Origin of the sequence: Pontivivens nitratireducens, assembly GCF_011290545.1 — a bacterium.
Lineage (GTDB): Bacteria > Pseudomonadota > Alphaproteobacteria > Rhodobacterales > Rhodobacteraceae > Pontivivens > Pontivivens nitratireducens.
The window spans coordinates 2,229,417-2,243,373 of sequence record NZ_CP049811.1; the positions used below are offsets into that span (position 1 = coordinate 2,229,417).

The 13,957-nt window shown below is 62.5% G+C and carries 13 protein-coding genes; 4 read left to right on the forward strand and 9 right to left on the reverse strand.

Translation table 11 applies throughout. The features are described from left to right. Nucleotides 1-35: 35 nt before the first annotated feature. On the reverse strand, nucleotides 36-911 hold the full coding sequence (metF, locus tag G8E03_RS11020) for a methylenetetrahydrofolate reductase [NAD(P)H] (protein ID WP_166194135.1): 876 nt from the start codon (nucleotides 909-911) through the stop codon (nucleotides 36-38). 203 nt (nucleotides 912-1,114) lie between these two features. Between metF and G8E03_RS11025 the strand changes: the two genes are divergently transcribed. The 3 genes from G8E03_RS11025 to G8E03_RS11035 are packed head-to-tail and all read left to right on the forward strand — an operon-like array spanning nucleotide 1,115 to nucleotide 3,332. Further along, nucleotides 1,115-1,411, forward strand: a complete 297-nt coding sequence (locus G8E03_RS11025) for a virulence factor (protein ID WP_166194138.1) — start codon at nucleotides 1,115-1,117, stop codon at nucleotides 1,409-1,411. Between the two features lie 24 nt (nucleotides 1,412-1,435). Beyond that, nucleotides 1,436-2,356 carry a methylenetetrahydrofolate reductase gene (locus tag G8E03_RS11030; RefSeq protein WP_166191684.1) on the forward strand — a complete coding sequence of 307 codons (921 nt, stop codon included), beginning with the start codon at nucleotides 1,436-1,438 and terminating at the stop codon, nucleotides 2,354-2,356. 19 nt (nucleotides 2,357-2,375) lie between these two features. Further along, nucleotides 2,376-3,332, forward strand: coding sequence for a methyltetrahydrofolate cobalamin methyltransferase (locus G8E03_RS11035; RefSeq protein WP_166191687.1), 957 nt, complete (start codon nucleotides 2,376-2,378; stop codon nucleotides 3,330-3,332). A gap of 3 nt (nucleotides 3,333-3,335) precedes the next feature. On the opposite strand, the gene G8E03_RS11040 is transcribed toward G8E03_RS11035, so the two are convergent. Then, entirely contained in the window at nucleotides 3,336-4,229 is an 894-nt protein-coding gene (locus tag G8E03_RS11040) for a transglutaminase-like domain-containing protein (RefSeq protein WP_166191690.1), read from the reverse strand. Nucleotides 4,230-4,380: 151 nt separating this feature from the next. Further along, entirely contained in the window at nucleotides 4,381-5,754 is a 1,374-nt protein-coding gene (locus tag G8E03_RS11045; protein WP_166191693.1) for an NAD-dependent succinate-semialdehyde dehydrogenase, read from the reverse strand. 209 nt (nucleotides 5,755-5,963) lie between these two features. Between G8E03_RS11045 and G8E03_RS11050 the strand changes: the two genes are divergently transcribed. Next, nucleotides 5,964-8,003, forward strand: a complete 2,040-nt coding sequence (locus tag G8E03_RS11050) for an ASKHA domain-containing protein (protein ID WP_166191696.1) — start codon at nucleotides 5,964-5,966, stop codon at nucleotides 8,001-8,003. A 142-nt stretch (nucleotides 8,004-8,145) separates the two neighbouring features. Here G8E03_RS11050 and G8E03_RS11055 read toward each other — a convergent pair whose 3' ends face one another. Genes G8E03_RS11055 through G8E03_RS11080 form a run of 6 tightly spaced genes read right to left on the reverse strand, consistent with a single transcriptional unit; the run spans nucleotide 8,146 to nucleotide 13,955 of the window. After that, the gene (locus G8E03_RS11055; protein WP_166191699.1) at nucleotides 8,146-9,306 is read right to left on the reverse strand and encodes an ABC transporter substrate-binding protein; all 1,161 of its coding nucleotides are present in this window, start codon (nucleotides 9,304-9,306) and stop codon (nucleotides 8,146-8,148) included. Nucleotides 9,307-9,354: 48 nt separating this feature from the next. Beyond that, nucleotides 9,355-11,157 (reverse strand): AMP-dependent synthetase/ligase, encoded by a 1,803-nt coding sequence (locus G8E03_RS11060; protein WP_166191702.1) that lies wholly within the window; start codon nucleotides 11,155-11,157, stop codon nucleotides 9,355-9,357. Next, nucleotides 11,154-11,324: a hypothetical protein gene (locus G8E03_RS11065; protein ID WP_166191705.1), complete on the reverse strand. Its 171-nt coding sequence runs from the start codon at nucleotides 11,322-11,324 to the stop codon at nucleotides 11,154-11,156. The genes G8E03_RS11060 and G8E03_RS11065 overlap by 4 nt, the downstream gene beginning before the upstream one ends. After that, a complete protein-coding gene (locus G8E03_RS11070) occupies nucleotides 11,315-12,100 on the reverse strand; it encodes an ABC transporter ATP-binding protein (protein ID WP_166191707.1) in 786 nt (261 codons plus the stop codon). Before G8E03_RS11070 ends, G8E03_RS11065 begins: the two co-directional genes overlap by 10 nt. After that, entirely contained in the window at nucleotides 12,097-12,861 is a 765-nt protein-coding gene (locus G8E03_RS11075) for an ABC transporter ATP-binding protein (RefSeq protein WP_166191710.1), read from the reverse strand. Before G8E03_RS11075 ends, G8E03_RS11070 begins: the two co-directional genes overlap by 4 nt. Then, entirely contained in the window at nucleotides 12,858-13,955 is a 1,098-nt protein-coding gene (locus G8E03_RS11080) for a branched-chain amino acid ABC transporter permease (RefSeq protein ID WP_166191713.1), read from the reverse strand. The genes G8E03_RS11075 and G8E03_RS11080 overlap by 4 nt, the downstream gene beginning before the upstream one ends. Between the last annotated feature and the right edge of the window lie 2 nt (nucleotides 13,956-13,957).

Sequence of the window (13,957 nt, forward strand, 5' to 3'; positions counted from 1 at the left end):
CAATGCAATGCGGGGATATCTGCGCTGGTATTGACTTAGGCCGTGCCGCCGACGACGCCTTGCATTGCCACCGGCTCGATCCCCAGCGCGGTGCAGATATCGAAGGTCAGGTCGGGATTGTTCAGCGTGTAGAAATGCAGGTGCTCGACACCGTTCGCCATCATCTCGGAGCATTGCTCCGCCGCGATGGACACGCTGAGCAGATGGCTTTCCTCTTCGGTCTGCACATTGCCGAAGGCCGCTTCCATCCACGCGGGAACGGTCGCGGCGCAACGGCCCGCGAAATTCTTCATCTTGGCGAAATTCTCGACCGGCAGGATGCCCGGAACGATGGGCGCGGTAATCCCGGCCTTCGCCGCCGCATCGCGAAAGCGGAAGAACGTCTCCGTATCAAAACAGAACTGCGTGATCGCATCGGTGGCGCCCGCGTCCAGCTTGCGCTTCAGGTTCTCGATATCGGCATCCGGGCTCTGCGCCTCGGGATGCTTTTCGGGATAAGCCGCGACGGAGATTTCGTCGAACCCTTCGTCGCGCAGGGCGCTGACCAGTTCGGCGGCGGAAACGAAGCCTTCGGGATGGGGCTCGAACTTCTCCGCCCCCTTGGGCGCGTCCCCGCGCAGCGCGACGATCCGGCGCACGCCCTGTTTGGCGAAATCGCGCGCCACGTCCAGTGTTTCGGCACGGCTGGCACCGACACAGGTCAGGTGGCCCGCCACATCCAGCCGGGCGCGTTCACGGATCGTGGCTATGGCCGCACGGGTGCGCGCGCGCGTGGTCCCACCCGCACCATAGGTGACGGAAACGAATTTCGGCCCCAACGGCGCCAGACGCTCGACACTCGTCCACAACCTCAGATTTGCCGCAGGCGACATCGGGGGAAAGAACTCGAATGACAGGGTCGGACGCATGATAATTATTCCCGTGAACACGTGTTGCCCTCTGACCTAGGGCACTATATGCGACGCAACAAGATGAAAATGCGACCCGCGCCGGAGCCGTGGCCCGTTTCGACCGCCATCATGTCGGAAAAGGCGCATTCAACGTCGCGCCGATGCGCACCGTCGCCCCGCCGACCGCTATCACGGTTGAACAGATCAGAGATGAGGACGCCCCCATGCCCGATGTGACCATAGTTTACTGGCGTGACATTCCCGCGCAAGTCATTGTGGGCAAGGGTCGTCGCGCCGCGAAAGTGCAACTGCCCGAACGGTTCGAGCAGGCCATTGACCGCGCCGCGATGAAGGACGGTGCCGCAGGCAGTGACGATTACCTCGCTGGCTTTCGCAAGGCCGATCCCTACCCGCTCGATGGCGATCAGGCCGATATCGCGGCGGCCGAGGCATCGCGCCTCGACGCCGAATATGACAAGGCCCGCCTCATCACTCTGATCGAAAACGGTGGCAAGGCCTGAGCGCCTTTTTCGGCGGAGACGACTATGAGCAACATCCTGTCCTTCATGCGGCGCAAGCCCGAGACGCCTGTCAATCCTTCGGTGGCGGCGCTGCTCGACGGGTTCTCGATCGAGGTGATGCCCCGCACGGCGCAGAAGATCGACGATTTCCGCGCCATCCTGCCCCCCGCCACCCGCGTCTATGTCGCCCATATCGACGGCACCCCGATCGAGGATATGGTCGCCACCGCCGCACGTCTGGTGGATGAGGGCTTCACCGCTATGCCGCACTTCCCCGCGCGGATCATTGCGGACCGGGCCATGCTGGCCGACTGGATCACGCGCTACGCCGATGCCGGCGTGCACCAGGCGCTGTTGCTGGCCGGTGGTGTCGAGGCCCCGCGCGGCGATTTCCACTGCTCGATGGACCTGATGGAAACCGGGCTGTTCGACGCGGCGGGATTCGACCGCCTGCATGTCGGCGGCCATCCCGAGGGCAACAAGGACATCGACCCCGACGGCTCCGACGCCAAACTCATGGACGCGCTGCGTTGGAAACAGGCGTTTTCCGAGCGGACGGATGCGCGCATGGCAATCGCCACGCAATTCTGCTTCGAGGCGCAACCGGTCATCGACTGGGCCGACCGCCTGCAGGGTGAGGGCATCGACCTGCCGATCCATATCGGTGTGGCGGGCCCGGCCAAGCTGCAAACCCTCATCAAATTTTCCCTCGCCTGCGGCGTCGGTCCGTCACTGCGGGTGCTGCAACGCCGCGCCGCCGACCTGACCAAGCTGGTCCTGCCCTTCACCCCGGATGAGATCCTCACCGATCTGGCCGTTCATAAGGCGGCAAATCCGGGTTTCGGGATCGAAAGCGTGCATCTCTTCCCGCTCGGTGGCATTACAAGGACTGCCGAGTACACTCAGATGCACGGCCAACCGACCGCGCATACCGCAACTGCCTGACTTCAAGGAACGTTTTCAAATGACCAGAACCATTGTCGAATCGAAGACCAAGACCGCGATCATCGGCTTCGATCAGCCGTTCTGCGTCATCGGGGAACGGATAAACCCTACAGGCCGCAAGAAGCTGGCGGCGGAGCTGGAGCTGGACGATTTCTCCACCGTTGAACGCGATGCGTTGGAGCAGGTCGCCTGCGGGGCCACCATGCTCGACATCAATTCGGGTGCCGTATTCACCAACAAGATGGCGTCCGATCCCCGCTATGCCGACAACAATTTCGTCGAGCCGCTGCTGATGCCCGAACTGATCCGTCGTGTTCAGGCGCTGGTGGATGTGCCCCTGTGCATCGACAGCTCTGTCCCCGGCGCGCTTGAGGCCGGGTTGGAGGCGTGCGAGGGCCGCCCCCTTCTCAACTCCGTCACCGGTGAGGAGGAACGGCTGGAACTGGTTCTGCCGCTGGTCAAGAAATACAATGTGCCCGTCGTCGCCATCTCGAACGACGATACCGGTATTTCCGAGGATCCCGACGTCCGCTTCGCCGTGGCGAAGAAAATCGTCGAGCGTGCCGCCGATTTCGGCATTCCCGCCCACGACATCGTTGTCGATCCGCTGGTGATGCCTATCGGCGCGATGGCCACGGCAGGGCTTCAGGTCTTCTCCCTCGTGCGGCGTCTGCGCGACGAGCTGGGCGTGAACACCACCTGCGGCGCGTCGAATGTCAGCTTCGGCCTGCCCAACCGGCACGGTCTGGGCGCGGCCTTCCTGCCGATGGCCATCGCGTCGGGCATGACCTCCGCCATCATGAACCCCGTCCGCCCGCAGGAGATGGAGGCGATCCGCGCCGCCAACTTCCTGATGAACAACGATCCCAATGGGGCCGAATGGATCCGTGCCAACAAGCCCAAGCTGGCCGAGGGTGAGGTTGAGGCCGGCGCACGGGGCCGGCGCACGGGTGGGCGGCGGCGGCGGCCCGCGTAACGCTCAGGCCACCCTGCCCGAGGATGGATAGACCAGCGGCGCGCCTTGCGGGCGCGTCTGCAACATCGCTAGGACTTCTGCATCACTCGGCGCGCCCTGAACCTCATCGGTCCAGACCCGGAAATAGGTCAGCTTATGCTCCCCGAACGAGGTGATCATCGCCACGTCCGCAGCATCGCAACCGCGTACCATCGGCACCCGCCCGATGCGCGGCGTGTTATAGCGCGCGTCCAGCGTCAGCCAGCGCCCGCCCAGATAAACCTCGAACCAGGCGCAGAAATCGCCCGCGCCCTGATAGGGCACGCCGATATCGCCCAGATACCCACTGACATATCGCGCGGGAATGTTCATCGCGCGGCACAGTGCAATCGCGAGATGCGCGAAATCGCGGCAAACGCCCGTCCGCTCCCGATACACGTCCGAGGCCGTCTTGTTCGTCCGCCCGAACTGATAACCAAACGCGATGTGATTGTGCACGAAATCGGTGATCGCCTGCACCCGCGCCCATCCCTGCGGGTAGCCGGAGAAATTCTCCCACGCGGCGGCGGTCAGGTTGTCGCTGTCGCAATAGCGGCTGGGCACCAGATAACTCAGCACCTCATGCGGCAGGTTCTGCACGTCGATCTGCCAGGCGGTGGGATCGACCTCGTCGGGTACGCCTGAAACCTCGATCACGGAATCGGACCACAAGCGCGTCGTGCCACCCTGCGCCACGATGCGGGTGATCCGATTATTGAAGCGGTCGTAATAGACCTCCGACGGGGTGAACGGCTCCACCCGCACGGTATCGTGGCCGATCACCCGGTTCGTCAATTCACCGTGAGTGGACAGCGCCAGCAGCATCGGCACCTGAGGGGCGCTTTCCACGTCGATTTCAAATCCTACACGGATCAGCATGACGACAACCTTTCATCGGATGTACGGTAAGTTAATGATTCATATGGGGCGGCTTGCCCCGAAGGGGAGGCCAACACCAAACATGCCCCAGATATGCGAAGAGGCGCGCCCGGACGGGAGCGCGCCTCTCCTTCGTCGCGGCCCGGCTACCTCACATAAGCGAGATACCCTTGACGTTGACGAACTCCTTCATGCCAAAGCCGCCATGTTCGCGGCCATAGCCTGAATCCTTCACGCCGCCGAACGGCATGTCCGGCTGGGCGAGGCCGAAGCCATTGATGAACACCATCCCGGTGTCGAACTTCCTGGCCAATTCGATCGCCCGGTCCTGATTGCCCGAGAAAATCGCGCCCCCCAGACCGAACCGGCTGTCATTGGCGATGCGCATCGCGTCATTCTCGTCCTTCGCATGGATCAAGGCGGCAACGGGGCCGAACAACTCATCATCATAGGCGGGCTGCCCGGGGCGGACATCCTCCAGCACCGTTGCGGGATAGAAATAGCCCGGACCGTCGGGAACCTCACCACCACAGGCGATACTGGCACCGCCCGCGACGGAGCGTTCCACCTGTTCGTGCAGATCGTCGCGCAAATCCTTGCGCGCCATCGGGCCGATGCGGGCCTCATCCCCCATCGGATCGCCGTATTGGACGGCCTGCATCGCCTCGACGAAGGCCTCGCGGAACCGGTCATAAATCGCATCGACCACGATGAACCGCTTCGCCGCGACGCAAGTCTCACCGTTGTTATAGACCCGGCCCAGAACGCATTGCGTCACCGCCTTCGAGATATCGGCATCCTCCAACACGATATAGGCGTCGTTGGAGCCAAGCTCCAGCACTGTCTTTTTCAACGCCCGGCCGGCGCGTTCCGCAATGGTGCGGCCAGCGGCGGGGCTGCCGGTCAGGGTGACACCGCGCACCAGATCATGCTCAATCACATCGTTGGACTGATCGTGGCTGATCCTGAGCACGGTAAACAGATCATCGGGCAAACCGCCCGCGCGGTAGATCTCGGCGATCATCTCACCCGATCCGGTGACGTTCGCGGCATGTTTCAGCAGCACAGAGTTGCCCGCCATCAGATTTGCGATGGAATAGCGTACCACCTGATAGCACGGGAAGTTCCACGGCTGGATGCCGTAGATCACGCCGATCGGGGCGTATTGCACGATCCCCTTGCCACCCGATACCAGATCGCGGCGTTCGTCGGCCAGCGCCTCGGGCCCCTGCTCCGCCGTCCAGTCGCAGATACCGGCGCACAACTCGATTTCATCGCGACATTGCGAGACCAGCTTGCCCATTTCCGCCGTCATCAACTCCGCCAGTTCATCCTTGCGCGCGCGCAGGGCACCGCCAATAGCACGGATCACCTCGGCCCGTTCGGCCACCGGACGATCCCTCCATGCCTCGAACGCGGTGTGACAGGCGGCGATGGCGGCGTTGACCTCGTCCCCGGTCATCATGTCGTAACGGGACAGTTCCGCGCCGGTCGCAGGATTGATCGTCGTAATCGTCTGGGTCATGAAATGTCCTTTTCCTTAATAGCTGCTGAACGAACGCCCCGGCCCGCGCGCCGTTCCAAAACCCGGCGATCACATCGCTGTGGCCCGCGACGAAGAGCGCGTTCTGTCGTGGAGCGAATGTCGCGTTTCCCCAACTGTGCGACGGCTTGCGCCTTTCCCCTGAACCGCGCCTGTCATAACAAGGCAGCAACACAGTAAAGGCGTGCGATATGTCCAGAACCGACCCCCTCGTGATTTTCACCCCCTCCGGCAAGCGGGGCACCTTTCCCACCGGCACCCGCGTTCTGGACGCGGCCCGCCAGCTGGGCGTCGATCTGGACAGCGTTTGCGGCGGGCGTGGCATCTGCTCCAAATGTCAGGTGGCCCCGTCCTTCGGTGATTTCTCGAAACACGGCATCACGTCCAGCCCGGGCGCGCTCAGCGAATGGAACTCGGTCGAGGAACGCTACAAGTCGATCCGCGGCATGATCGACGGACGGCGGCTTGGCTGTCAGGCGTTGATCGAGGGGGACGTGGTGATCGACGTTCCGCCCGAGAGCCAGGTCCACAAACAGGTCGTGCGCAAATCCGCCGATACCCGCGACATCGTGCTCGACCCCGCCACCCGGCTTTACTACGTCGAGGTGGACGCGCCGGACATGCACGAACCCTCCGGCGATCTGGAGCGTCTGTCCAAGGCCTTGGCCGAACAGTGGGATCTGCCGGGCACCACCTGCGACCTGCGGATCATGCAGCAGCTGCAACCGGCCCTGCGCAAGGGCGATTGGAAGGTCACGGTCGCCGTCTATCAGGGCAACGGTCCGGATGAGGCGCGCATCGTCCATGTCTGGCCCGGCTATTATGAGGGGACGCTATACGGCGTTGCCATCGACCTCGGCTCGACCACCATCGCGGCGCATCTGTGCGACCTGCGCACGGGCAAGGTGCTCGCCTCCTCGGGCATCATGAACCCGCAGATCCGATTTGGTGAGGATCTGATGAGCCGCGTCAGCTATTCCATGATGAATCCCGGTGGCGCGGTCGAGATGACCAAGGCCGTGCGCACCGCGCTGCAAGCTCTCATCAACACCGTAGCGGAGGAGGCGGCGATAGACCCCGCCCTGATCTTCGAGGCGGTCTTCGTGGCCAATCCGGTCATGCACCATCTGCTACTGGGCATCGACCCGGTGGAGCTGGGCCAGGCGCCCTTCGCGCTGGCCACGTCGGACAGCATGAGCCTGTTGGCCACCGAACTGGACCTCAACGTGCACCCCTCTGCACGAGTCTATATCCTGCCCTGCATTGCGGGCCATGTCGGGGCCGACGCCGCCGCCGTCGCATTGTCCGAGGCACCGCACCGATCCGAAGATCTGGTCCTGATCGTGGATGTCGGCACGAATGCCGAGATCCTGCTGGGCAACACGCAAAAGGTCCTCGCCTGTTCCTCCCCCACCGGCCCCGCTTTCGAGGGGGCGCAGATCTCGTCCGGCCAGCGCGCCGCCCCCGGCGCCATCGAGCGGGTGGAGATCGACAAGGTGAACAAGGAACCGCGCTTTCGCGTTATCGGATCGGACAAATGGTCCGACGAGGATGGCTTCATGGCCGAGGCGGGCACCATCACCGGCATCTGCGGCTCCGGCATTATCGAGGCGATCGCAGAGATGCGCATGGCGGGCCTCGTCGATCCCGGCGGCCTGATCGGATCCGCCGCGCAAACGGGAACTAAACGCTGCGTGGCCAACGGCCGCACCCACGAATACGTGCTGTTCGAGGGCGACGGCACCTCCCCCCGCATCACCGTCACCAATGGCGACATCCGCGCGATCCAGTTGGCCAAGGCCGCGCTCTACGCCGGGGCCCGCCTGCTGATGGATCAGATGGGCGTGGACGAGGTGGACCGCGTCGTCCTCGCCGGGGCGTTTGGGGCCCACATCTCCCCCAAGCACGCGATGGTGCTGGGCATGATCCCCGATTGCGACGTTGAAAAAGTCACGAGCGCCGGCAACGCCGCCGGCACCGGCGCGCGCATCGCCCTGCTCAACGTCTCCGCCCGGCGCGAGGTCGAAGCCAATGTTCGCAAGATCGTGAAGGTCGAAACCGCCGTCGAACCAAGGTTCCAGGAACACTTCGTCGCCGCCAGCAACATCCCCCACGCGACGGAGCCTTATACGAAACTGCGCAAGATAGCCCCGCTACCGGACGTGAGCTTCAACACGAACGGCGAAGATGGGGGGAGAAGGCGGCGGCGCAGATCCGCCAAGGCGAATTAGACGCTTCATTCTGGATCCGCTGAAAAGCCAGCCTTGGCTTTGAGAGCATCGGGGCCGATCTCGCCCGCTGCCTTCCAATAGGTGAGGCCAGAAACGCCAACGGCCCGCAAATAGGCGGGCCGTTGCAGTCATTGGGTGTGGATCAGTCAGATTCGACGGAATCCACCGTGACCCAGGCACCGTTCTGGATTTGCGAGATGTAGATCTCCTCCGACCCCGCGTGGTCGCCTGGACCCATCTGCATACGGTTGCCCGCGATCGCATCGTCGTAGTCCAGCGATTCCATCCCGGCTGTGAAGCTTTCCAGCGTCAGGTCAGGCCCCGCAGCCTTCAGTGCGTTTACCAGGCCGAGCGCGGCGGATTGGCCCAGCAAGGCGCCGGTTCCGGGGAACTCGCCCGTCCGCTCGGTCATCACCTCGACCCATTCCGCGACCTCGGGATTGTCGATCCGCGATTCCAGATCCTGCCAGCCCGCGCCCGCGTACAAACCATCCGTCACGCCGCCCGGAACCTTCGCTATGGCCGTGTGAAACCCGGCGGAGGAGGTCAGGAACCGAACGTCGTCCCAGCCCATCTGCTTCGCAGTCGCCACCACGGTAATCGTTGGCCGGATTGTCAGTGCCAGCGTGACCAATTCGCATCCTGCCTCACGCAAGCGCGCCAGCGCCCCGGTGAAGTCGCTTTCGTCGGGGCGGTGGGTGGTCTCAGCGGTGTATTCGACACCACGCGCCTCGGCCTCATCCACCGTAGCCTCATGAATTTCCTCACCGAAATCCGAGGGGATATACATCGAGCACAGCTTCTCAAGCCCCTGATCCTCAACAAGGAACCCCGTCGCGGCCCGCACGCCATCATAGTAGGAGGCGGTCGCGACATAGCGCAGCTCCTCCGGCCCCTCGATCATCTGCCGTGCTGCGGTCAGCGGAAATACCGATGGCACGCCCGCCGGATCCATCACGCGAAACGCCGCGAGGTTGTGCGGTGTGCCGAGGCTGAGCAGGATGGCAAAGACGTCATCGCGGTTCACCAGCTTGTTCGCGGCCTGCGCGGCGCGTGGCACCTGATAGCCGTGATCCTCGACCACATAGCGTATCTGACGTCCGTGGATGCCGCCCGCCTCGTTGACCTCCTCAAACACCTGATGCGCCGCCTCGACCGCCGGAACGGAGAAGGCCGCAAAACCGCCGGACAGATCCTGAAACGCCCCGATGACGATTTCGTCGTCGGTTACGCCACGGGTCTGCGCATGGCCCCCTGTTGCGATCATCGTCGTGGCCGCAAGGGCCGCTAATACCTTGTTCATTCTGGTTTCCTCCCATGGAAATGCGGGTTTTCCCGTCATTTTTCTAACTTAATACATCTGGTCGATCAGCGCCGCGTGTTTCTTCTCAACAAAGCCGCGTTTGAGTTTCATCGTCGGCGTCAACTCGTCATCCTCCGCCGTCAGCAGGATGTCGATCAGGCGGAAATACTTGATCTGCTCGACCTGCGCGAAGTGGGTGTTCACCTCACGCACCACACCGTCGATCAGGTCCACGACCTGAGGCGCCCGCGTCAAGGACGCGAAATCCGAGAACGGGATCTGATGGTCCTGCGCGTATTTCTCGACGTTTTCCTGGTCGATCATGATTAGCACCGTCAGGTATTTGCGCCGATCCCCGATCACCACCGCGTCGGAGATGAAGGGACTGAACTTCAATCGACTTTCGATCTCCGCCGGGGTGATGTTCTTGCCACCGGCGGTGATGATGATGTCCTTGACCCGGCCGGTGATGGTGATGGCCCCGTCATCGCCGATACGCCCCACATCCCCGGTATAGAGCCAGCCATCGCGGATATCCTCCGCTGTTTTCTCGGGCTTTCTCCAGTATCCCTTGAAGACATTCGGCCCCTTCAGGCAGATTTCGCCATTCTCCGCAATGCGCAACTCGGTGGCGGGCAAGGCGCATCCGATGGTGCCGATACGGTTGTCACCGATCACGTTGACCGAGGCCACACCCGAGGTTTCGGTCATGCCGTACCCCTCTAGCAAGGTCACGCCGAGCGCGCCGTACCAGCGGATCAGATCGGGGGAGATGGGCGCCGCCCCGGTGTTGGAGCGGCGGTTACGATCAAATCCGATCATCTGTCGAATATTGCGCAGCACCAGAAAGTCCCAGACCGCGTGCATCGCGCCGCCCTTGCCCTCCAGCTTCGCAGCACCGCTGGCCATCGCGCGATCAAAGGCCCAGCGACCGAAAGGTGTCGCCTCGGACCGCATGATCAGCACACGGGAATAGATCTTCTCCCACAACCGCGGAACGGCGGTGAAAACATGTGGGGAGACCTCACGCAAATTGTCAAAGACGGTATCGGGGCTTTCGGCGAAATTCACGGTGGACCCCACGGCGATGGGAAATTCGACCGAGACGATCCGCTCCAACACATGGCACAGCGGCAGGAAGCAAAGCTGCTCATCCTTGGGATCCACCCTCAGCACCTGCTGGCCGGCCCACATCTGATACAACATGTTGGAGTGGGAGATCATCGCCCCCTTGGGCGGGCCCGTCGTACCCGATGTGTAGATCAGCATCCGGGTGTCTTCGGGTTGAGACGCGTTGATTTCGATCCGAAAACGTTCCGCAGCGTCAGGTGCCTTCTCACCAATCTCGTACAGGTCTGACAGGAACATCACCTTTGGGTGAGAAAAGTCGCGCAACCCCTTGGGATCGAATACGATAACCTTGACAATAGTTGGAACGCGGTCCTGCACTTCAAGGTATTTGTCCAACTGCTCGTCATTCTCGACGAACAGGAATGCGGAACCGGAATCGTTGATGAGGTATTCCAACTGGCCTGCACTGTCGGTGGTGTAGACACCGCTGGGAATGCCCCCGGCGGCGCTGATTGCCAGATCGCAATACAGCCACTCCTTGTTGTCCTCGCTGAGGATGGACACAGGCGTGCCGCGCGTCAGGCCAAGTTCGATCAGGCCCATGCCGATCGCCTGCGACCGGTCGTACCAGTCTGACCAGCTATAGGCCTGCCAGATGCCGAAATCCTTCTCGCGATGGGCAGTCGCGTCGCCGCGTTCCGCGCATTTCGCGGCCCAGAGTTTGACGACAGTATCGGCGCCATCAATGAGAATGGGTTTGGGGAGCGAAAGCTGATTCACTTCTCGTCCTCTTCTTCGTTGCGATGCACCAGGTACAGGATTACGGCCAGCACGAATGTCACGATGGATGCGGCGATCTGCACGGCCTGCGTCTCACCCGCGACGGAGGCATAGAAGGACAGGACAATCAGCCCGATCAGCGCCCTCTGACGCCAGCTTACCGCCATGTCTTTTTCCTCTTCCACCGTTTCTGATCGCGCTGGTTCGTGCCGTGCCCGCCGCCGAGGTAGAATTCCTGGATATCCTCGGATGCCAGCAAAACACGCGCGTCGTTGGCCATGACAATCCGACCGATTTCGAGCACATAGCCATAATCAGCGGTGTTCAGCGCGATCTGGGCGTTCTGCTCGACCAGCAGCATGGTGACGCCCTGCTCCTCGTTCAATCGGCGGATGATGCCGAAGATTTCCTGCACCAGCAGCGGCGACAGACCCAGCGAGGGTTCATCCAGCAGCATCAGCTTCGGGCGTGCCATCAGGCCCCGCCCGATGGCCAGCATCTGCTGCTGCCCACCAGATAGCGTACCGGCCTGTTGCGCGCGGCGTTCCTTGAGGATCGGGAAGTACTGATAGCACATCTCGATATCGGCCCCGATCTCACGGTCGCGGCGGGTATAGGCCCCCAGTTTCAGGTTTTCCTCAACACTGAGGAACGGAAACACCTCGCGCCCCTCGGGGACATGGGCCAGACCGCGCCGCACCATCTGGTCCGGCTCCTGCCCGTCCACCCGCTCCCCCAGAAACGAGACGGTGCCCTTCTCCGGGTCCAGCGCGCCCGAGACGGTTTTCATCAACGTTGTCTTGCCCGCGCCGTTCGCGCCCAGGATGGTGACGATCTTGCCCTTCGGCACGTCGATCGACACGCCGCGCAGGGCCATGATCGGGCCATAGAACGTCTCCACATTGCGGACTTCCATGACGTTTTCAGGTGTTTGCACGCTCATGCCGCTGTTCCCAGATAGGCTTCGATCACGCGCGGATCGGATTGCACCTCGGCCGAGGTTCCCAGCGCCAGCGGCTTTCCCTCCACCACGGCCAGAACCCGGTCCGACACGGCGGAGACGAGGCTCATGTCATGTTCGACCATCAGGACCGTCAGGCCGAGGTCCTTTTTCATATCCTCGATCCAGAACGCCATGTCGTTCGTCTCCTCCACGCTGAGGCCGGAGGCCGGTTCGTCGAGCAGGATCAGGCGCGGCTCGCAGGCCAGCGCGCGGGCGATCTCAACCACCTTGCGCACACCGTAGGGCAGACCCGCGATCATCTTGTCGCGATAGGCAGCAAGGTCGAGGAAATCTATGATCTCCTCCACCGCGCGCCGGGCCTCACGCTCATTCGAGCGGGTGCGCGGCAGATGCAGCACGTCCTCCACCCATGTCGCCTTACGCTTGGTATGAGCGCCGACCAGCAGGTTTTGCAGCACCGTGGAATGATCGAACAACTCGATGTTCTGAAAGGTCCGCGCGATGCCCAGTTCCGCAATATGGTGCGCGGGGGTGGCGGTGATATCCTCCCCATCGAAGACGATCTTGCCATGGGTTGGCTGATAGAACCGGCTGATAAGGTTGAAGATGGTGGATTTCCCGGCACCGTTCGGCCCGACGATGGTGAACACCTCACCCGCCTGCACATCGAAGGACACGCCGTCCACGGCCTTTACCCCACCGAAGTGGATCGCCAGATCGGTTACACTCAAAAGGCTCATCGCAACCGCTCCGTCTTGAGATAGGATTTCGAGCGGCGGAACATGTCGCGCCGGGCCAGCGGGAACAGCTGCCACTGCGTCTTGACCTTCATGTAAAAGCCGTACAGCCCCAGCGGCTCGTAGATCACCATGCCGATGATGATGACCGCGAACACCATGGTGTCGAGACCCGGATAGGCCGAGATATCCAGCCCCACCGTCCCTTGCAGGAAGTCGCGCAGGATCGACAGACCCTGCGGCAGCAGCCCCACGACAATGGCCCCGAAGAACGCGCCGTGGATCGACCCCAGCCCGCCGATCACCACCAGAAGCAGCAGGTTGATCGACAGCAGGACCAGAAAGCTCTCGTAGTTCACGACCTGAACGAAATGCGCGTAGAGCGCACCCGCAATCCCAGTGACGCCGCAGGACAGGCCGAATGCCAGCGCCTTGGTCCGCGTCACGTTCACCCCCAGCGCGCGGGCAGATACCTCACTGTCGCGCACCGCCAGAAACGAGCGCCCGGTCGCGGAGCGCAGAAGGTTGACGTAGCCCAGCGTGACCAGCACCACCAGAGCAAGGCACATCCAGTAGAACAGGTTCGGCGTGCCGTAGCGGTCCACCATGGTCCCGAAGAACTCGATCGGCGGTGCGAACACGCCCACGACGCCGCCGGTATAAGGCTCGGCTATGATCGCGATATCCTCGACGATAATGCTGAGCGCGAGGGTCGCAATCGCCAGATAGATGCCCGACAGACGCAGGATCGGCAGCGCCACGATGGCACCGACCACACCGGTAAAGATCGCGGACAGCGGCAGCGCGATCAGGAACGGCATTCCCTGATCCATGAACCACAGATTGCTGAATGCACCGATAGCCATGAATGCCGCGTGACCCAGGCTGATCTGCCCGGTATGACCGGCCAGAACCATCAGGCCCATCCCCGCGATGCAATAGATCAGAACCAGAGTGACTTCACCCAGGAAATAGCCGGAGACCAGCGCAGGCAGCGCGATCATGATCGCCAGCAGCACCGCGTATTTCGCCATGCGCCGCCAATCCTCGAACAGGCGGATATCCTCGTCGTAGGAGCGTTTGAAATGAACCCGCATGA